This window comes from Croceicoccus estronivorus (genome assembly GCF_001625325.1).
Taxonomy (GTDB): domain Bacteria; phylum Pseudomonadota; class Alphaproteobacteria; order Sphingomonadales; family Sphingomonadaceae; genus Caenibius; species Caenibius estronivorus.
Genome location: NZ_JRQQ01000002.1, coordinates 613,990 through 632,183, shown reverse-complemented (window position 1 = coordinate 632,183; position 18,194 = coordinate 613,990). Strand labels below are relative to the sequence as shown.

Genomic DNA, 18,194 nt, shown 5'->3' with positions numbered 1-18,194 from the left:
ACGGGCCGGGCTCGGGCAACTAAGCCCAACCCAGCGTAGGCAATAAACAAGGGGGCCGGGAGATTACTTCTCCCGGCCCCTTTTGTGTTCAACGGAGTGTGGCCTCTCCCAAGTGTGTGAATGAGGCTGGAAGAATGCGAGCCTGTATGGGCTGGGTTTTCCTGCCTTATCGGGCGCGATCACGCATGGGATGGAACAATCTGAATCCCCATCTGATCAGGCAGAGGCTGTGCCCTACTCGTGCCGTAATGCCTCTATCGGATTGAGGCTCGCTGCCCGCCGCGCTGGAAAATAGCCAAAGACGACGCCTATCAACGCTGAAAAGCTGAACGCGATCAGATTGATTGTTGGATCGAAAAGAAACGGGACCCCCATCACCGGTGCAAGAGCGAGCGTAACGACCAGTGCAAGCAGAATGCCGACGACTCCGCCGAGACAGGCAAGGGCAGCTGCTTCGACCAGAAATTGCATCAGAACGTCCCGTGCCAGTGCGCCAATAGCCAGCCTGATGCCGATCTCACGGGTGCGTTCGGTTACGGAAACAAGCATGATGTTCATAATACCGATCCCTCCGACAATCAGGCTGACGGCTGCCACTGCGCCGAGCAGGGCCGTGAGGATTTGGGTAGAGCCGGAAACCGCGGAGGCAATTTGCGCTGTGTCGAGCACGTTGAAATTGTTGTCCTGATTGCCGGTGAGATTTCGCCGTTCACGCAGCAGGCCCTCCAGAGATGCCTGTACGCTGCTCGTCTCATACCCGTCTGCGACTGCGATCATGATCGAACGCAGCTCCTGATTGCCGGTAAAGCGCCGCTGCACGGTCTTGAGCGGCATAATGACAACATCGTCCTGATCGACACCGAACCCGCCCTGGCCTCTGGCATCCAGGACACCCACAACCGTGCAGGAGACGTTATCCAGCCGGAAGCGTTGCCCAACCGGATCGCCGTCTCGAAACAGGTTACTGACTAATGTCGCGCCGAGGATGCAGACGCTCTTGCCCGCTTGTTCCTCTGCATTTGTGAAAGTGCGGCCTTCAGCCAGCGCCCAATCCTGCGCGACAAGATAGTCGTTGGTTGTTCCATTGATGGTCGTCGACCAATTCTGTTCGTTGCGAACCGCAGTGGCGGAAGCCTGTGCCTGTCCGGCAACTGCCCGCACACCCGGGATCTGTTCCCGGATTGCCTCAAGATCGTCCTCTTCGAAATTGGGTACGGCTTCGCCGCCGCCGCCAGGCCCCATACGTTGGCCTGGCCGGACAATCAGGATGTTGGAGCCAAGCGAACTGATCTGCTGTTCTACGGCGGCCGTGGCGCCGTTGCCCAGAGTGACCATGGTGATGACGGCGGCCACACCGATGACAATACCGAGGATCGTCAGGAACGACCGCATGAGATGGCGGCGAATCTCGCGGAAGGCGAGCATGATTGTGGTGAGGAACATCAGGCGGGTGCTCCGATCTTGCCAGCACGTTTTTCGTTCCGTTCTATCCGCTCGATCAGGCCATCGCGGAAACGCACGATCGTGTGCGCATATTCGGCCATTTCTTCTTCGTGAGTGACAAGGGCAATAGTCAGCCCTCGTTCCACATTCAGCCGGGTCAGCAGTTCCATGATCTCCAGCGAACGTTCGGTGTCGAGGTTGCCGGTTGGCTCGTCCGCCAGCAAGACATCCGGCTCTGTCACCATGGCGCGGGCGATCGCCACGCGCTGCATCTGTCCGCCGGAAAGCTCAGCCGGTGTGTGATGCGCCCAGGGGGCGAGCCCCACCTGTTCGAGCGTTGCCATGGCGAGATCATGGCGGCGGGCACGCGGTTCCCCCCGATAAAGCAGGGGCAATTCGACATTTTCCAGCGCTGTCGTGCGGGGCAGCAGATTAAAGCCCTGAAATACGAAGCCGAGATATTTCCGTCGCAACAATGCGCGCTGATCGCCTGTGAGACTTTCCACCGGGACGCCGTGAAACAGGTATTGCCCGCCTGTTGCCGCATCGAGACAGCCAAGGATGTTCATCATCGTCGACTTGCCGGAACCGGATGGGCCCATGACCGCAACGAAGTCCCCCTGTTCGATATCGAGGTCAATTCCCTTCAGCGCCTGAAAGGCAGTGGGGCCCGACCCGAAAACCTTGGTAATGCCACGCAATCGGATCAGCGGGGCTTGTGCCATCATTCGGTCGCTGCCTTTACACTGGTCACGACTTTCATCCCGGGCTTTAGCTCACTGCTGGTAACAGCCGTGTCGCGCCCATCGCTTGCGCCGGTGACGACCGGGATCGCGCGGAGCTTTTCCTTGTCGTCGAGAATATAGACCGTTTGCTGGCTACCGGCGCCAATTTCTGTCTGCTGCCCGTTTCCTTCATTCATTCTGCGCCCGGGCGGTCCCATCTGGGTCATCAGACCACCTTGGGTTTCTTCGGAGGTGTCGCCATTGTCAGGTCGGAAACGAAGTGCGGCATTGGGCACGATCAGCACGTTTTCAGCGGATTGCACTGCAATGTCGGCAGTTGCGGTCATGCCGGGGCGCAGGCGTCCGTCCGGGTTGGAGACGCTGAGAATGGCATCATAGGCGATGACCTGTGAGCTTGTACTGACCGACGAAGAGCTGGAACTGGAGGCAAGATTGTTGGAGCCGAGATCCACACGCTGGATTTTTGCGGGAAAGGTTTCTCCCGGCCAGGCATCGACTGTGAACGTGGCCTCTTGCCCGGCTTTGACCTGGCCGACGTCCGCCTCGTCGATGGCGATTTCGAGTTGCATGGAAGACAGGTCTTCCGCGATGACGAACAATGTCGGCGTGCTGAAAGAGGCTGCGACTGTTTGACCCGGCTCGATCTGGCGGGACAGCACGATTCCGGACACCGGGGCCCTGATCACGGCCTTGCCGCGATTGGTCATGCTCGACGACAGGCTGGCTTGTGCCGATACGGCATTCGCCTCTGCCGCGCGGAGTTGAGCAACCGCGCGGGCGCGAGTGGCCTCGGCGCTCGCCATCTCCGTCTGCGAAGGGACACGGCCATCGGACAGGCGTGAGACCTCTTGCATGCGATTAAGCTGGGCCTGGGCTTCGGCCAACGTCGCTTTCGCTTGTTGGACCTCTGCCCTTCGTGCGTTGAGTGCGGCCTGTCCCTGTGCAATCTGGTCGTCGAGGATGTCGGTATTGATAACCGCCAGCGGTTGCCCACGGGCAACGCGATCATTGACGTCGACCAGGACCTGATCGATCGTTCCCGACAATTCCGAACCCACTTCAACCTGATTGGTTGGCGCAAGATTCCCCGTGGCGGAGACGGTAATGGCGAGGTTTCCGCGTCGTACCTCCTGTGTGATGTAGCCTCCGGTTTCACCGCCGCCGAAGCAGCGTGCAAGGAGCAGTAAGAGCAGAAGGAGCGCAACCCCCCCGCCGCCCCATTTCACCCAGCGGTGCCAGCGGGGCGCGTCTGTCGCGCCGAGGAACGCGTCGAGATCCGCCTCCGTCGCGGCGGCAGGTCCCTCAGTCGTGGAGGTTTGGTCGGTCATTGATCTGTCCCGTCGGGAAGGGGTGCGAGTGGATCCCATCCTCCGCCCAAGGCAAGATAAAGCCGGACGAGAGCCTGGGCATGTGCCGCCTGAATGCTGGAAAGGCCGTCACGGGCGCTTAGCAGGCTGCGTTCGGCGTCAAGCACCGTGCGAAAGTCCGTCAGGCCGGACTGGTACTGACTGCGGGCGAGAAGCGCTGTGGTTTCCGCCGCGTCGAGTGCAATGACGAGCTGTTCCCTGCGTTCATTGGTGGCCTTGAACGAAACGAGAGCATTCTCGACGTCTTCCAGTGCGGTCAGCACTGTCTGGCGATAGGCGGCGAAGGCGGCGTCTGCTCCGGCCTCCTGAGAGCGCACAGCGGCGGCTGTTGCACCCCCGTCGAACAAAAGCTGAGAGAGGCTACCGAACAGCGATCCGGTGATCGCATCGGCCAGACCACCGACGGACAGCGCGGATGCACCGATATTGCCGTTAATGGCTAGTGAGGGATACAAGCGCGCCTTGGCGACCCCGATCCGGGCTGTCGCGGCAGCCAGCGTTCGTTCGGCGGCACGGACGTCTGGCCGCTGGCGCAGGGTATCCGCCGGGATACCCGCTGCTATGCCATCGGGGCCTTGGGGAATGGTTGCGTTCGACGCGAGATCGGCGGTGATGGTCCCCGGCGCATCACCCATCAAAACGGCGATACGGTTTGCAGCGCTGGCGAAGCTGGTTTCCAATGTCGGGATCGTGGCAGCCGTTTGCGCTCTCTGCGTTCGCGCCTGTTCGACATCGAGTGAGGAAACCAGCCCGGCTTGCCGCCGCCATTGCGCGATTTGCAGATTGTCGTCCTGCGTCGCAAGTGTGTCGCGGGCGATGGCAAGGCTCGCCTGGGCAGAGCGGGCATCGATGTAATTGAGCGCGACTTCTGCCGCGATCGCCGTGCGAACACTGGCGAGATCATATCCAGCGGCCTCCAATTCGGCGCGGCTGGCCTCCACGGCGCGGCTCGTGCCCCCGAACAAGTCCATGCTCCATGAAGCATCCACATCGGCTGAATAGCTCGTTGTAGATCGGCTACCGATTACATTGTCGCCGAAATCATATCCTTCGCGGGTGCCTGCCGTAGCTCCGATTGACGGAGCATAGCCTGCGCGGGCCTGAACGAGGGCGGCGCGCGCCTGACGCAGCCGCGCGGCTGCTTGAACGATGTCGAGATTGGCGTTGAGCGCCCGGTCGACATACCTGGCGAGTTGTGGATCTTCGAACTTGTTCCACCAGAGGGCGAGGTCTTCTGCACCCGGCTCGGCCGATGCAGACCAGTGCGATGGGATGCCGAGACTGGCAGCGCTTTGGGGATGATAGTTAGGGCCGGCGCTGCATCCCGATATCAGCAGGGGAGCAAACACAAATATCCGATAGCGCCTCATGACCGTTCAATGGATGGCCGCTGGAATGAGGTCCAGTCGCAAATTGTCGCGAACTGTCTCAGGCCGGTGACCGGAAATCTGGCTTGAGGCGGCGATCAGCGATGTTCTCCGAAGCTCGCTTCCGCGCCCACTGCCAGTTCCACGACTTCGGACGTTATCTGTTCCTGGCGTAGACGGCGGGTGAGGGCAGTCAGTTCGTCATGGCGGCGGTCGATGTTGCTGCGCGCCGAAAGCATGGCATACATCCGAGCCTCATTTTCTGCGGCATAGGAAAGCATGATGGCTTCGCAGATTTCCGCGAAGACATACTCCTGTGCCAATGCTTCGAGAAGATCCTGAGGTGGCAGGTTGAGAATAGGGGGTTCGGTGGGAGCAGCGGGAGGGAAGCGCTGGAAATCGAAGGGGATGAGCGGCCGTTGAATAATGTTCTGTCCGGCCTGTCCGGGCGCGGCATGGACCAGGGTAATACGGTCGACTTTCCGGCTCTCCAGGCGACGATACAATTCTTCGGCCAACCGGTTGGCCTGAGTCATGACTTCGTCGCCATGCGAAGCCATTGGCAAGGTTCCGCTGATTGCAAGGTTGCGCTCGGCTGCTGCGGCCCCACCGCGATTACCAATGACGAACAGCTCGCTCTCATTCGCTTCCGCTGCCAACAGCTCTTCGACGGTATCGAGGATCCGCATGTTGAAGCCTCCGACGAAACCCTGCTCGCTGCATATCATCACAAACAGGTGAGCCTCGCCAGAGGTGGAGCTGACGGGGGCAGGGGCGTGGGGGGGGATGAGGACCAGTGCCTCGCTGATCGCTTCACCGACCGTTCCCGCGTAGCTCGCGATACCTTTTAGTCGCTCCTGCGCTTCGTTGAGACGGACCGCTGCAATGCCCCGGATAGCCGAAACGACGGATGAAAACTGGTCGACGCCTTCGAGCCGATGTTCGACTTCGCCGAGTTGGTCAGACATCGCCCGCTCCGTCGCTTTCGCGGTCGACAAGGGTTGCCAGTGCGCGAACGGCATCCGCAAGTTTCGATCTGACGGTTTCGTCCGCCTCACCGGAATCCGAAATCGCTGCGACCAGATCGGGAACCGAAGAGTCGAGCCAATGGGTGATCCGGGAGCGTATCTTGCCGATGGTCGCGGTGGAATAATCATCCAGAACACCGGCATTCAGCGCAGCGAGCAGCGCCACCTGATCGACCATGCGCAGGCTTTCGAAGCGCGGCTGGGCCAGCAGTGCCCGGATGCGTTCGCCGCGTTGGATCTGCGCCATGACGCGTTTGTCGGAAATTCCGCCGAAGCGAGTGAATATTTCCAGTTCGAGAAACTGGGCGTAATCAAGGCGGATTTTCCCCGAAACGTCACGCAACGCGGCTTTCTGTGTCTTTCCGCCAACGCGGCTGACACTCAGGCCAACATCGACTGCGGGGCGTTGATTGGCTGCGAACAGTCGGGAATCGAGTACGATCTGGCCATCTGTGATCGAAATAACATTTGTCGGAATGTAGGCGGAAAGGTTGCCGGCATCCGTCTCGATGATGGGCAAGGCAGACAGCGAGCCTCCGCCGAGCTCCGCTGAAAGATGGGCTGCCCGTTCAAGCAGATGGGCATGTTGATAGAATATGTCGCCGGGGTAGGCTTCTCGCCCTGGGGGCGAACGGGTCAGCAGCGAAAGCTCGCGATGGGTTGCCGCATGCTTTGACAGGTCATCGATCACGACGAGCGCATGCCCGCCATTGTCGCGGAAATATTCGGCAATGGTCATGCCCGCGGCTGGTGCGATCCATTGCAGGCCAGGCGGAGATGCGGCGGATGCCACGACGAAAATCGTTCGTTCGGGCGCGCCGTGTTTCCTGATGGCCGCGATGGTCCGCTCGATCGCCGAAATCCGTTGCCCCACCGCGATATAGATGCAGATCATTTCGGAATTTTTTTGGGCGACCATCGCCTCGACGGCGAGAGCGGTCTTGCCCGTTGCCCGGTCGCCAATGATCAGCTCGCGCTGGCCGCGTCCCAAGGCGAACAGGGCATCGACGACGAGCACGCCGGTTTCGACGGGGTCCTGTACGAGATCCCGGTCGATGATGGCCGGGGCGTCGCGTTCGGTGGGATCATGGCGTTCAGCAAGGATCGCCTCTCCGCCGTCCAGTGGCCGGCCGAGAGGATCGACGACCCTTCCCAGCAGTCCCGGCCCGACCGGGACGCGGAGGACCTCTCCGGTGCCGGTGACCCGTGTACCGGCGTCTATTCCTCCCGTGCTGTCGAACAGGACGGTCCCGATGATATCCCTGTCCAGCGCCATGGCGAAACCGGTCTGGCCGCCGTCGAATTTGAGCAGTTCCCCGAGCCGGGCGTCAGGCAGGCCGGAAACCATTGCGATACCGTCGGCGATGTGAGTCACTTTGCCTGCGGTTTCCGCCGTCGCATTCAAGGGCAGGGCGGCAAGCCGTTGCCGGCTGTGCGCGATCCAGTCCCCGTGCTCAGGCATCTTTGCTGTCCCCTCGCTCAGTCAGGGTATGGACGACCCTGTTCAGGTCGTTGCGGAAACTGTTGCGGACTGCCGCATGTTCGGTTTCGATTTCGAGCCCTGCGATCAATGAGGGATCGATCGCAACGGTGAACGCCAGGTCTCGCCCAAGCGCCTTGGTCAAAGCGGTATGGATCGATTGCTCTTCTGCCTTGGAAAGTGCGCGGGATGCCTTCAGCGTCACCCTTGATCCCGCAGCACCCAATTCGTCACGGGTTGTTTGTGGCAGTTTGACGAGGCCATCGGCCAAACCATCGATAAAGCCATCGATACGGGCTTCCGGAGGGAGCCGTTCGAACAGGCGGGCAGTGATATCGACCGCAAGGCGGCTCGCGCGATCTTCTGCCAATGCGGCTTCGCTTTGGCGGATGCGCTCCGCTTCCTTCCGTGCCGTGTTGCGCAGGGTATCCGCTTCGGCGCGTGCGGCGGAAAGCAAGGCTTGCTTTTCCTTTTCCGCTTCGCCGGTCGCGGCGTCGATCAGGCCTTGGCGCGCGGCAGCGGCATCATCCGCCATCTTGTGCGCCTGCTGTTCGGCAGCTTCCGCTTTCTCCTGGGCCGATTTCGCCTCGTTCAGGATGCTGTCGGCTGCTGCCTGGCGTTGCGCGATGATCTGGGCGATTGGCCGAAACAGGAACCTGCTCAGGATCCACATGAGGACAAGCAGGTTGATCGCCTGCAATCCCAAAGTCCACCAATCGATACGCATTGCGTGGTTGCCGCCTTATCCGACGAAAGGATTGGCGAAGAGCAACAGCAGCGAAACGACGAGGCAATAGATTGCCATCGTTTCGATCATTGCCAGACCAACGAAAAGCGTTCGTGACAAAGTGCCTGCTGCCTCAGGCTGGCGCGCGATCGCATCCATCGCGGCTGCTACAGCCCTGCCTTCGCCAAGGGCGGGGCCAATCGCGCCAAAGCACACGGTCAACGCCGCCGCGATGATACTGATTTGCTCTGTCGTCATGTCGTATCCCATTTTCGGTGCTCATCTTGCGGAGGATCGTTTTCGCCGTTCACTGCGGCCCCGATGAAAACGCATGAAAGAATGGCGAAGATGTATGCTTGCACCGCGCCTGTGAGCAAGTCGAGCGCCATCAAGGGTATCGGCACGAGCAGCCCGGCGAGTGACAGGACGATGCCGACGACGAATACCCCACTCATGATGTTGCCGAACAGGCGGACGATCATCGAAAATGCGCGTGTGATCTGTTCGAGCAGGTTGAGCGGGATCATTGCCCAGCTTGGCTGTGCGAAAGTGGCGAAGTAGCCGGCAACGCCTTGCACCCGGATACCGAACCATATGGTTGAGGCAAGAACGATCAAAGCGAGAGCAGCATCGGTTTCGAGCGTGGCAGTGGGTGGCTCGGTCCCAGGCATGAGTGATGACCAATTGGCGACCAGGATAAACAGGAATACCGTGCCTACAAGTGCGCGATAAGGTGCCGGATCGCGCTGGAGCACTTCCGAAATCTGATGATCGATCGCTTCCGTAACCAGTTCCGCAGCGGATTGCAGCTTTCCCGGACGGTTCGCCAGATGCGCTCGCAAAAGCAGGCCAAAGAGTGTCAGCACGGCCATGATGGCCCAGGTCGTGACAACCGGCCGGGTGATCGGGACGGGGCCGATCATGAACAGGGGCTCGAGAATGAGAGGGGATCGGGTCATGGCATTTCCCTGCGAATACGCCGCATGATCAGCCAACGCCCCGCCAGCAACCCGATAGTGCAGGCAACAAGCGGGCCTGCGCCGAAATGTACCGCCCCGGCCAGCACAGCGATGAGAATGGCGATCCTTCCGGCGTGCAGCAGTCCGGCGGCAACCGGGCGCCCTTCCGTATAAAGTGTGACATTGCGTCGCAGGGAAGTGAAGAACGCCAGGCCCAGCAGCGCCCCGGCGCCGAACCACAGCACCAGGTAGGGCAATTGGCCAGGCGGCGGCAGAATGCTCATAGGCGGCGGTGCATCCATTTCCACGAGAACCAGAAACCCAGTGCTGCCCCCAGCATCAGGAGGGGCGCCGAAAAGAAAATCCCCGTGCCCAGAATCCGATCGAGCCAGCGGCCGACAAAGACACCCAGCAGTGTGGGGAGTATCATGGTCCAGCCAAGCACACCGATCTGGCCCAGCCTGGTTCCGAGTGAAGGTTCAGGATCGGCCTGCCCTTCTTCCGCGCGCCGGGATGCCCGCCGGGCCGCGTCTGCCATGCGGTCGAGAGGAGGATCGCCAGTCAAGCAAGTCCCCCATCGCGAGCATCCCGTGCAGGCGGGAAACCTTCCGGGTGCCTTTCGGGAATGAGGTGCGACAACAACTGGCGCAGGGCATAGGTGTGGAAGCGGGCCTGCTCGACGCGAGCACGGCGGTCCGCCTCAGTTTCGTCGGCTCTCGCATTCCTCACCGTGGCTTCCAGTGTTTCGAGATCATCACCGGCAATGGCCTCGCGCGCGGCAATGGCCACCTGGCCTCCGTTCGATACTTTCAGCACACCGGCCCGAACTGCGCAGTGATGCCAGCTTTGGTCGTCTGTGCGCCAATGAACGACCGATGCCGGCAGGACAGTCAGCAGGTCGGCATGGCCCGGTTGGATTCCAAAGCTGCCACTTTCGTCGGAGGCTCTGAGCGAACTCACGGTGTCGCAGGAGATGACCAGCTTTGCCGGTGTTGCAATGGTCAGCCGTAATCGCGAGTTCACGATGCCGCCTCCTTCGCGCGAGCCTCGTCGAGATTGCCCACCATATAAAGCGAACGCTGCTGCCACTTATCACATTCGCCGCCCAAAATCGCGCGGCATCCGGCAATCGTTTCCGCCAGGCTGACCGAGCGGCCCGGAGTGTCTGTGAACGCTTGTGTGACTGTAAAGGGCTGCGTCAGGAAGGATTGCAGGAGGCGGGCCCTTGTCACGTTGCGTCGGTCTTCTGCGCCCAGTTCTTCCACACCAAGCAATGCGATGACATCCTGCAGTTCGCGATAACGCTCTATCGCGCCTCTCACCGCGATGGCGATTTCGGTGTGTTCCTGGCCTACGATCAGCGGGTCGAGCAGGACGGAGGAAGAAGCGATGGGATCAATCGCGGGGTACATTCCTTCGGCTGCCATGTTTCGGGACAGGACGACGATGGAGTCTGCATGAGCGGCAATGGTCGTCACCGCCGGATCGGTGAAATCGTCCGCCGGAACATAGACCGCCTGCACCGAGGTAACTGCGGCATCACCGACAGAGGCAATTCTTTCCTGCAGGGCAGCGACTTCACTGGCGAGCGTTGGCTGATACCCGACACGTGACGGCAAACGGCCAAGCAGGCCGGAAATTTCCGCGCCAGCTTGTACAAAGCGAAAGACATTGTCCATCAACAGCAAGACGTTGCGATGGTCTTCATCGCGAAAGTATTCCGCCATGGTCAATGCGGTCATCGGTACACGCCAACGGGCGCCGGGTGGCTCGTTCATTTGTCCGTACACCAGAACGGTGCGGTCGATCACTCCGGATTGCCGCATGTCGAGCAACAACTCGTGTCCCTCGCGGGATCGCTCGCCGACGCCGGCGAATATCGATATGCCCTGATACCCAGAAACCATGGCATGGATCAGTTCCATCACCAGTACGGTCTTGCCGACACCCGCCCCGCCGAACATTGCGGCCTTGCCGCCGCGTGCCAGAGGGGTGAGGAGGTCGATCGCCTTGATGCCGGTCATGAACAGGTCGGTTGCTCCCTGTTGATCGGCAAAGGGCAAAGGCTTGCGGTGGATCGGCCATCTGGGCGTATCGGGAGGCAGCGCTGCACCCCCATCCGCGATGTTTCCCGTGACCCCCAATAAACGCCCAAGAACGGCGTCGCCGACAGGGACCATGATGGGGGCGCTGGTTCGGTTGGCTGTGCTGCCCCGTCTCAGTCCGGTGGTGGGCTCGATCGCGATGGCCCGAATTGTCGTTACATCGAGATGGGCCTGAACTTCCGCGATAATGGTATGTTCGTCATCAACGATAACGGACAGCGCCTCTTCGATCTCAGGCAACGCATCTTCAGGGAATTGCACATCGATCACTGCGCCGCGGACTGCCACGACCCGACCGGGCAATGCCTGATGCCCGGAAGATTTCTGCAGGATTTGCTCTGGCACCGGATCGTTCATGGGGAGTCGTCCAATCGCGATCATGAGGGAGAGGGGGAGCGGGCGGCAAGCTCTTTCTGTGGAAGCGTTCCGCTTTTTTTGACCGGATCTCAGGGGGGGCTGCCGGGCCTTGGAGAATTGCGAATGACAACGCATGCAGGCCTGGCTTAAGGTTCGATGTCGCAAGCTGCATGGATGAAGCGGAAATGGGCTGGTCATTGGCGCTCGGAAAGTTTGGGGAAACCACCGTACGCCTGCACTGGTCGTTTCTACTGTTCCTGTTCTGGATCGGTGTCATGGCCTTCCTGCGGGAAGGGGCAGGGGCGGCGATAGGCGGGATCGTTTTTCTGACCCTGCTGTTCTTTTGCGTCGTTCTGCATGAATTCGGACACATTCTTGCCGCGCGTCACTTCGGAGTGAAGACGCCCGAAGTGTTGCTGCTCCCGATAGGCGGGGTGTCGCGTCTGGAACGATTTCCCGAAGAGCCACGGCAGGAACTGGTCATCGCATTGGCCGGACCGGTCGTGAGCCTCGCTATCGGCCTTGGCCTGCTGCTTCTGTTCGGTTTTCCGGCGTTTTCCCCGGATGCCGCGGAAGGCGGCATTGCGCAGGTGCTTGGGCAATTGGGCTGGATCAATCTGTTTCTTGCCGTCTTCAATCTGCTTCCTGCGTTCCCGATGGATGGCGGCAGAGTGCTGCGGGCTTTGCTGGCTGCCCGGCTTGGCTATGCCCGGGGAACGCGCATCGCGGCCGGTGCAGGGCAGATCGCTGCCGCCGTCTTTGGCTTTCTTGGATTGCTGTCGGGCAATGTCATCCTGATCTTTATCGCCCTGTTTGTCTTTCTTGCGGCTGGCGGGGAGGCTGGCCTTGCGCAGATGCGCAATGCGACGCTGGGCCTCACTGCGGCAGATGTGATGATAACCGATTTTGAAAGCCTGCGGGTCGAAGAACCGGTCTCTGCGGCGGCCGATGCCCTGATCCGCACCAGCCAGAGGGAATTCCCCGTGATTGACAGTGCGGGGCTGTTGCAGGGAGTTCTTGCGCGCGATGATATTATCAAGGCGCTCCATCAAAACCCGGCCATGCCCGCGCGCGAGGCGATGCAGGCTGATGTTCCGGTCGTCTCGGCGCGCCACAGCGCCGATGCATTAGTCCGCCTTCTTCAGCAAGGCGCCCCAATGGTGGTAGTCGCCGACCCCGCCGGCCGCCCGGTTGGCTTCGTAACTTGGGAGAACATGCTGGAGCATGTGATGATCCAGAATGCACGAGCCAAAACGCAGGCGGTCAGTGAGGGAAATATCCGGCGAACATCTGTCTGATTTTGTGTAACATTCGGCTTGTTCAGCCAAAGCGGCCTGTGACGTAATCCCGCATGGCTTCAGTTTCGGGAGCAACGAATGCGTCGGTCGACGGACGGAATTCGATCAGCCGGCCGAGGAGCATGAAAGCCGTATAATCGGAAATCCGGGCGGCCTGCTGCAGATTGTGAGTAACGATCACGATTGAAAAGCTGTCTTTCAGTTCGACCAGTGCGGATTCGAGCTTGGCCGTCGAAAGCGGATCGAGCGCGGAGGCAGGCTCATCGAGCAGCAGGACTTCCGGTTCCACCGCGATGCCACGGGCAACGCAAAGACGCTGCTGCTGGCCACCTGACAGGCCGAGGCCCGATTGGTGCAACTTGTCCTTCACTTCGTCCCACAGCGCCGCGCGGGTGAGCGAGTCTTCGACTATTTCGTCCATTTGCGACTTCGAGACGCGGCGGTGGAGTTTAACGCCGAAGGCAATGTTGTCGTAGATCGACATGGGGAACGGTGTCGGCCGTTGGAAGACCATGCCGACGCGTGCGCGTAAGCGGGCGAGATCGCCACCGACACGGAGGACGCCCTCCGCTTCGACAGGGTCGATCGGAGGGGCGCTTTCCACCGCGAGTTGCACTTTGTCCCGCAATCCCCCTGGTGCGCGTCGTGTGCCGAGGACGTCTTCGCCATGGAACAGGATTTGTCCTTCGGCATGTTGCCCGGGATAGAGATCATAGATCCGGTTGAGACAACGCAGAAGAGTGGACTTGCCGCAGCCCGAGGGGCCGATCAGAGCGGTAATCTTGTCGCGTGCGACTGGCAGGTCGACGCCGAACAGCGCCTGGGTCTTGCCGTAGAAGAAATCGAGGCCTTTGACATCAAGGATGCGATCGTGCGGCGGGTCAATGATCATGGCCGGCTGGTCGGCCTGTGAGATATCGAATGTCACTTGCTGATACTCCCGCGCGTGAGGGTGCGCCCGATGATGTTGATGGATAGGACCGCGATCGCGATCAAAAGAGCGCCGACCCAGGCCAATTCGCGCCAGTCGTCATAGGCGCTGAGGGCAAACTGGAAGATCGTGGTCGGCAGCGATGCCATCGGATGGGTCAGGTCGAAGCTGAGGAATGGATTGCCCAGCGAGGTAAACAGGAGCGGTGCCGTCTCGCCACTGATCCGCGCGAAACCGAGCAGCGCCCCGGTGACCAGGCCGGAGCGTGAAGCGCGCCAGATCACATTTCGGATGACGTGGCCTCTACCAGCCCCAAGCGCCATGCCCGCTTCGCGCAGGGCGTGGCTTTGCAGGCGCATGATGTCCTCGGTCGTCCGGGTAACCACAGGGGTTGCCAGAAATGCCAGAGCAACGGCCCCGGCCAGCGCCGAAAAGCCGTGAAATGGCCTGACGAGAATTTCGTAAACGAACAGGCCGACCAGAATGGATGGCGCGGACAACAGCACGTCATTCAGGAAGCGCACTACGACCGCCAGCTTGTTGCCGTCCCCATATTCGGCGAGCCAGGTCCCCGCGAGAATACCGATCACCACGGCAATGATCATCGCGAACAGGCACATGATAAGGGAGCCGACCCAGGCATTGCGCAATCCGCCCATTTCTCCTGGTGGAGGCTGGTCGAGAGTGAATACCTGCGCATCGAGGCCGCCGATCCCGTTCACGACGAGGGAATAGAGGATCAGCAGCAGGGCTGCGATTGCGAACAGGGTTGCACCTGAAGTGAGTGCGACGAACAGGTAATTGACCAGCTTGCGCCTTGCATGATGGTCGAACGAGAATGGGACGCTCATCGGTAACGCTCCGCTCCAAGCAGCAACCGCGCACCGGCGATTGATGCGAAAGTGATCAGGAAGAGCACGAAGCCGAGCGCGATCAGGGCGGCTATATGCAGATCGCCGGTCGCTTCGGTGAACTCGTTGGCGATGGTCGAGGCGATCGTCGATCCGGAAGCGAACAGGCTTTTCGGAAATCCGTGCGAATTACCAATGATGAATGTGACGGCCATTGTTTCGCCAAGGGCGCGCCCAAGGCCGAGCATGACAGCACCGACTGCGCTGCGGCGGATGTAGGGCAGCATGATCGAACCGACCACCTCGAACGAGGTGCAACCGATGCCGTAGGCTGCCTCGCGCATCTGGGGCGGGACGGAGATCAACAGTTCGCGAAAGACCGTTGCCATGTAAGGCAGGATCATGATCGCCAGAATGAGAGAGGCGGTAAAGATGTTGGCGCCGTTGGGGACGCCGCTGAACAGCGTGTCGAGCCAGGAACCCGGTTCCACGCTCATCAACAGGGGCAATTGTATGTGGTCGGCAAACCATGGAGCGAGCACGAACAGGCCCCACATGCCGTAAACGATTGATGGAATGCCTGCGAGAAGTTCGACCGCGATCGCCAGCCAATGGGCGATCCGTTGCGGACAGAATTCCACGAGAAAGATCGCGACCCCGACTGCAAGCGGCAGTGCCAGCAGGAGGGACAGGAACGCGGTTACGAGAGTACCGACTATCGGCCCCGCAGCTCCATATTCGTCAGTGACAGGATTCCATTCGCTGGAGAACAGGAAGCCGATGCCAAATCGTTCGAATGCAGGCCAGCCACCCCATGCGAGCGACAGGATCAGTCCGAACAACGCGGCCATGAGAACCATGGCTGCCGAGAAGCACACGACCTGGAACAGCGTGTCGTTGCGCCGGGTGGGAAGGAGACCCCGCGGAGGCATGCTCCGCGGGGCCGGATTACCGGGAAGAGTCAAATCTGCCTCGGCCATTGGAGTGATCGCCGCTTACTTGCTGACGTAGACGGGCTTGCCGCCAGCGGTGATCTCGCTTGCCCACTGCTTGCGGATAGTCATCTTTACTGACGCCGGCAGGGGAACGTAATCGAGCGATGAGGCTGTCTTGTCGCCATTCTTGTACGCCCAGTCGAAGAACTTGAGCACGTTGGCCGAACGGGCCGGATCGGACGGGTTCTTGTACATCAGAATGAAGGTCGCACCACTGATCGGCCAGGCTTTCGCGCCCGGCTGATCGAGCAGCATGATGTAGTTGCCCGGCGTCTTGCCCCAGGGGGCACTGGCAGCGGCTGCTGCGAATGCAGCGCCATTGGGTTGCGGATAGGCGCCGGCCTTGTTTTGGACGAGAATGTAAGGCGTGCCGTTCTTCTTGGCATAGGCGTATTCGACATAGCCGATCGAGCCCTTGGTCTGCTTGACGAAGGCGGAGACACCGTCGTTGCCTTTGCCGCCGAGGCCGACAGGCCAGCTAACGGAGTCGCTTGCTCCCACACTCTTCGCCCAATCGGCATTCTTCATCGACAGATAGGACGTGAAGATGAACGAGGTGCCCGATCCATCCGAACGGTGGACGACTGTGATGGGCAGGGCGGGCATCTTGATCTGCGGATTGATCTTGGCGATCTGCGCGTCGTTCCAGCGGGTGATGTGTCCCATGTAGATTTCAGCGAGCAGTGAACCGGTCAGGCGCAGGCGGCCGGGGTTGACGCCCGGAACGTTCAGCACAGGAACGACGCCGCCGATGACGGTCGGGAACTGCATGAGGCCGGCTTCGTCGAGGTCAGCAGGCTTGAGCGGCTTGTCCGAAGCGCCGAAGTCCACCGTTTTCGCCTTGATCTGGCGGATACCGCCGCCGGAACCGATCGCCTGGTAGTTCAATTCGTTGCCCGAGCTGGCACGGTAGGTTTGCGCCCATGCGGAATAGACGGGGGCGGGGAAGGTCGCACCCGCACCAGTGATGTTTTCTGCCTGAGCAGCGCCGACGAGCACCGCGGCCGCGCCGACAGCAACAGCGAATTTCTTGAACATGCCGTGTCTCCAATAGGGGGTGTTGATCCCGCGACGGCGGCTAGTCACATCTTGTTACGTGTGCGTGTCAAATTCTTAACAAGAGGGGTTTTAAAATGACACGCTGTGTCGTGAATTTGACATATTGATGTATTTTGCAAATGAACAGAATTTAAAATGGAAAATTACTGTCATTATTTTGATATTTTTACACTGATCCATATCGTTAATATGGTGGTATTTTTAAATTATTCTGTGATCTTTCTATATGTGATAGCTAAGCCCGCTCCTTGGCTATCGGGCATGATGACGAATGATGTGTGCCAATGCATTTGCATTTTCCAAATGGCAGCGTTGCCGGGGTATCGGGTTATCTCGCAGCCAGCGCGTTAGTGTTTTTTAGGAGCAGAGATCATGGGGTCCACTGTCGAGTCGCCTTCCGACAAGCCGGGATCGACACCCGGCGATAGCCCGGGGCTGATTTGGGGGTTCGATTTCGTCGAGGGAGAGCGGCGTGATGTCAGGGATTGTGACAGCCCGCATGGCGGCAGCTTCCGTTGGCTCCATCTCAATCTTGCCGATCATGGCACGAGATTGTGGATCGAGCATACGACGGAGCTTCCCGCCGCAGTGAAGGAAGTCCTGCTTTCCGAAGACAGCCACCAGCAGGCGGTCGTCGAAGGCGAGGCGGTTGCCTGCGTCTTTCACGATGTCGAACGTGGTTTCGATGTGGAGGATACAGGTCGGATCGGGACGTTGAGAGTGGCACTTTCACCTAGTCTGGTCGTTTCGGCGCGCGTTCATCCGATTGGATCGGCAGACATTGCCAGACGCCGTCTGGTCGAGCACGAAATTGTCGATGGGCCCGCACGCGCGCTGGATTTGCTGGTTTCCGCCATATTGCAGAATGTCAGCGGCGTGATCCGCCGCCTGTCAGTGGAAGTGCAGGCGGCTGAAGACGCCCTTATCGACGAACGTCAGCCTCCCAGTGGGCGGCAACTTCTCGATATCAGGCGGCGTCTGTCACAATTCCACCGGTTGCTTGTTGATATGCAGAGCCTGTTCCGCCGTTTGGAGGAGGATGAAGAGTTGCCCGTTGCCTTGCTTCCAACGGTCGAGAAACTGGCCCAGCGAGTACAGGGCGTGGATGGCGATGCCTCCACTGTTCTCGGGCAATTGCGTCTGTTGCGGGATGAGATCAATCATCAGTCGAACCAGCGGATCAATGAGAACCTCTATCTGCTCTCCGTGATGACGGCCTTGTTGCTTCCCACGACGCTGGTCACAGGGATATTTGGCATGAATACGGGCGGTTTGCCGCTGACGGGCGACAGTGGGACAGCATTTGCGACATTGCTTGCGGCAGGGGCGGCGCTGGCGACTTATCTGTTCCTCCGTCGGCAGGGCTTCTTTCGTTGAAGGGCGGCCGTCTCTGTTGCAAGAGTGCCGGGATGGGGCCGCCGACATTTAATCGACGGCACATGCCTTGAGTGTTTCCCCCTCATTCCGATTGCCGCTAAGAA

19 protein-coding genes are annotated in these 18,194 nt (G+C 60.1%); 2 read left to right on the top strand and 17 right to left on the bottom strand.

Annotated features, from left to right (window positions below; all coding sequences use genetic code 11):
* Positions 1 to 234: 234 nt before the first annotated feature.
* The 13 genes from MB02_RS06330 to atpD form a co-directional block, all read right to left on the bottom strand.
* Positions 235 to 1,443: an ABC transporter permease gene (locus MB02_RS06330; protein WP_067534038.1), complete on the bottom strand. Its 1,209-nt coding sequence runs from the start codon at positions 1,441 to 1,443 to the stop codon at positions 235 to 237.
* Positions 1,443 to 2,168, bottom strand: coding sequence for an ABC transporter ATP-binding protein (locus tag MB02_RS06325; protein WP_067534265.1), 726 nt, complete (start codon positions 2,166 to 2,168; stop codon positions 1,443 to 1,445). Before MB02_RS06325 ends, MB02_RS06330 begins: the two co-directional genes overlap by 1 nt.
* A complete protein-coding gene (locus tag MB02_RS06320; protein WP_067534035.1) occupies positions 2,168 to 3,517 on the bottom strand; it encodes an efflux RND transporter periplasmic adaptor subunit in 1,350 nt (449 codons plus the stop codon). Before MB02_RS06320 ends, MB02_RS06325 begins: the two co-directional genes overlap by 1 nt.
* Positions 3,514 to 4,905 (bottom strand): efflux transporter outer membrane subunit, encoded by a 1,392-nt coding sequence (locus MB02_RS06315; RefSeq protein WP_328585414.1) that lies wholly within the window; start codon positions 4,903 to 4,905, stop codon positions 3,514 to 3,516. The genes MB02_RS06320 and MB02_RS06315 overlap by 4 nt, the downstream gene beginning before the upstream one ends.
* A 116-nt stretch (positions 4,906 to 5,021) precedes the next feature.
* Positions 5,022 to 5,891: a F0F1 ATP synthase subunit gamma gene (locus MB02_RS06310; RefSeq protein ID WP_067534029.1), complete on the bottom strand. Its 870-nt coding sequence runs from the start codon at positions 5,889 to 5,891 to the stop codon at positions 5,022 to 5,024.
* Positions 5,884 to 7,413, bottom strand: a complete 1,530-nt coding sequence (locus MB02_RS06305) for a F0F1 ATP synthase subunit alpha (protein ID WP_067534026.1) — start codon at positions 7,411 to 7,413, stop codon at positions 5,884 to 5,886. The genes MB02_RS06310 and MB02_RS06305 overlap by 8 nt, the downstream gene beginning before the upstream one ends.
* Positions 7,406 to 8,158, bottom strand: coding sequence for a F0F1 ATP synthase subunit delta (locus MB02_RS06300; RefSeq protein WP_067534023.1), 753 nt, complete (start codon positions 8,156 to 8,158; stop codon positions 7,406 to 7,408). Before MB02_RS06300 ends, MB02_RS06305 begins: the two co-directional genes overlap by 8 nt.
* Positions 8,159 to 8,173: 15 nt before the next feature.
* Complete coding sequence (locus MB02_RS06295) at positions 8,174 to 8,416, bottom strand: F0F1 ATP synthase subunit C (protein WP_067534020.1); 243 nt, start codon at positions 8,414 to 8,416, stop codon at positions 8,174 to 8,176.
* Positions 8,413 to 9,117, bottom strand: a complete 705-nt coding sequence (locus MB02_RS06290) for a F0F1 ATP synthase subunit A (RefSeq protein WP_067534017.1) — start codon at positions 9,115 to 9,117, stop codon at positions 8,413 to 8,415. Before MB02_RS06290 ends, MB02_RS06295 begins: the two co-directional genes overlap by 4 nt.
* The gene (locus MB02_RS06285; RefSeq protein ID WP_170304641.1) at positions 9,114 to 9,401 is read right to left on the bottom strand and encodes an ATP synthase subunit I; all 288 of its coding nucleotides are present in this window, start codon (positions 9,399 to 9,401) and stop codon (positions 9,114 to 9,116) included. The genes MB02_RS06290 and MB02_RS06285 overlap by 4 nt, the downstream gene beginning before the upstream one ends.
* Positions 9,398 to 9,682 (bottom strand): AtpZ/AtpI family protein, encoded by a 285-nt coding sequence (locus MB02_RS06280; protein ID WP_235829435.1) that lies wholly within the window; start codon positions 9,680 to 9,682, stop codon positions 9,398 to 9,400. The genes MB02_RS06285 and MB02_RS06280 overlap by 4 nt, the downstream gene beginning before the upstream one ends.
* Positions 9,679 to 10,140, bottom strand: coding sequence for a F0F1 ATP synthase subunit epsilon (locus MB02_RS06275; protein WP_067534010.1), 462 nt, complete (start codon positions 10,138 to 10,140; stop codon positions 9,679 to 9,681). The genes MB02_RS06280 and MB02_RS06275 overlap by 4 nt, the downstream gene beginning before the upstream one ends.
* Entirely contained in the window at positions 10,137 to 11,579 is a 1,443-nt protein-coding gene (gene atpD / locus MB02_RS06270; RefSeq protein WP_067534258.1) for a F0F1 ATP synthase subunit beta, read from the bottom strand. The genes MB02_RS06275 and atpD overlap by 4 nt, the downstream gene beginning before the upstream one ends.
* Before the next feature lie 170 nt (positions 11,580 to 11,749).
* On the opposite strand from atpD, the gene MB02_RS06265 reads away from it, so the two are divergent.
* Entirely contained in the window at positions 11,750 to 12,877 is a 1,128-nt protein-coding gene (locus MB02_RS06265; protein ID WP_206598571.1) for a site-2 protease family protein, read from the top strand.
* Positions 12,878 to 12,899: 22 nt separating this feature from the next.
* On the opposite strand, the gene MB02_RS06260 is transcribed toward MB02_RS06265, so the two are convergent.
* From MB02_RS06260 to pstS, 4 genes are read right to left on the bottom strand one after another with little or no spacing between them, the layout of a single operon-like run.
* The gene (locus MB02_RS06260) at positions 12,900 to 13,769 is read right to left on the bottom strand and encodes a phosphate ABC transporter ATP-binding protein (RefSeq protein WP_067534253.1); all 870 of its coding nucleotides are present in this window, start codon (positions 13,767 to 13,769) and stop codon (positions 12,900 to 12,902) included.
* Between the two features lie 32 nt (positions 13,770 to 13,801).
* A complete protein-coding gene (pstA, locus tag MB02_RS06255) occupies positions 13,802 to 14,659 on the bottom strand; it encodes a phosphate ABC transporter permease PstA (protein WP_067534007.1) in 858 nt (285 codons plus the stop codon).
* Positions 14,656 to 15,639: a phosphate ABC transporter permease subunit PstC gene (pstC, locus tag MB02_RS06250; protein ID WP_067534004.1), complete on the bottom strand. Its 984-nt coding sequence runs from the start codon at positions 15,637 to 15,639 to the stop codon at positions 14,656 to 14,658. Before pstC ends, pstA begins: the two co-directional genes overlap by 4 nt.
* A gap of 15 nt (positions 15,640 to 15,654) precedes the next feature.
* Complete coding sequence (gene pstS, locus MB02_RS06245) at positions 15,655 to 16,692, bottom strand: phosphate ABC transporter substrate-binding protein PstS (protein WP_067534001.1); 1,038 nt, start codon at positions 16,690 to 16,692, stop codon at positions 15,655 to 15,657.
* A gap of 393 nt (positions 16,693 to 17,085) precedes the next feature.
* On the opposite strand from pstS, the gene MB02_RS06240 reads away from it, so the two are divergent.
* Complete coding sequence (locus tag MB02_RS06240; protein WP_067533999.1) at positions 17,086 to 18,090, top strand: CorA family divalent cation transporter; 1,005 nt, start codon at positions 17,086 to 17,088, stop codon at positions 18,088 to 18,090.
* The last annotated feature ends 104 nt before the right edge of the window (positions 18,091 to 18,194 follow it).

What these genes read in the sequence shown, in the direction of transcription:
- MB02_RS06330 (WP_067534038.1), bottom strand. Translation starts at nt 1,443, where the DNA reads ATGTTCCTCACCACAATCATGCTCGCCTTCCGCGAGATTCGCCGCCAT.
- MB02_RS06325 (WP_067534265.1), bottom strand. Translation starts at nt 2,168, where the DNA reads ATGGCACAAGCCCCGCTGATCCGATTGCGTGGCATTACCAAGGTTTTC.
- MB02_RS06320 (WP_067534035.1), bottom strand. Translation starts at nt 3,517, where the DNA reads ATGACCGACCAAACCTCCACGACTGAGGGACCTGCCGCCGCGACGGAG.
- MB02_RS06310 (WP_067534029.1), bottom strand. Translation starts at nt 5,891, where the DNA reads ATGTCTGACCAACTCGGCGAAGTCGAACATCGGCTCGAAGGCGTCGAC.
- MB02_RS06305 (WP_067534026.1), bottom strand. Translation starts at nt 7,413, where the DNA reads ATGCCTGAGCACGGGGACTGGATCGCGCACAGCCGGCAACGGCTTGCC.
- MB02_RS06300 (WP_067534023.1), bottom strand. Translation starts at nt 8,158, where the DNA reads ATGCGTATCGATTGGTGGACTTTGGGATTGCAGGCGATCAACCTGCTT.
- MB02_RS06295 (WP_067534020.1), bottom strand. Translation starts at nt 8,416, where the DNA reads ATGACGACAGAGCAAATCAGTATCATCGCGGCGGCGTTGACCGTGTGC.
- MB02_RS06290 (WP_067534017.1), bottom strand. Translation starts at nt 9,117, where the DNA reads ATGACCCGATCCCCTCTCATTCTCGAGCCCCTGTTCATGATCGGCCCC.
- MB02_RS06285 (WP_170304641.1), bottom strand. Translation starts at nt 9,401, where the DNA reads ATGAGCATTCTGCCGCCGCCTGGCCAATTGCCCTACCTGGTGCTGTGG.
- atpD (WP_067534258.1), bottom strand. Translation starts at nt 11,579, where the DNA reads ATGAACGATCCGGTGCCAGAGCAAATCCTGCAGAAATCTTCCGGGCAT.
- MB02_RS06265 (WP_206598571.1), top strand. Translation starts at nt 11,750, where the DNA reads ATGGATGAAGCGGAAATGGGCTGGTCATTGGCGCTCGGAAAGTTTGGG.
- MB02_RS06260 (WP_067534253.1), bottom strand. Translation starts at nt 13,769, where the DNA reads ATGATCATTGACCCGCCGCACGATCGCATCCTTGATGTCAAAGGCCTC.
- pstA (WP_067534007.1), bottom strand. Translation starts at nt 14,659, where the DNA reads ATGAGCGTCCCATTCTCGTTCGACCATCATGCAAGGCGCAAGCTGGTC.
- pstC (WP_067534004.1), bottom strand. Translation starts at nt 15,639, where the DNA reads ATGGCCGAGGCAGATTTGACTCTTCCCGGTAATCCGGCCCCGCGGAGC.
- pstS (WP_067534001.1), bottom strand. Translation starts at nt 16,692, where the DNA reads ATGTTCAAGAAATTCGCTGTTGCTGTCGGCGCGGCCGCGGTGCTCGTC.
- MB02_RS06240 (WP_067533999.1), top strand. Translation starts at nt 17,086, where the DNA reads ATGGGGTCCACTGTCGAGTCGCCTTCCGACAAGCCGGGATCGACACCC.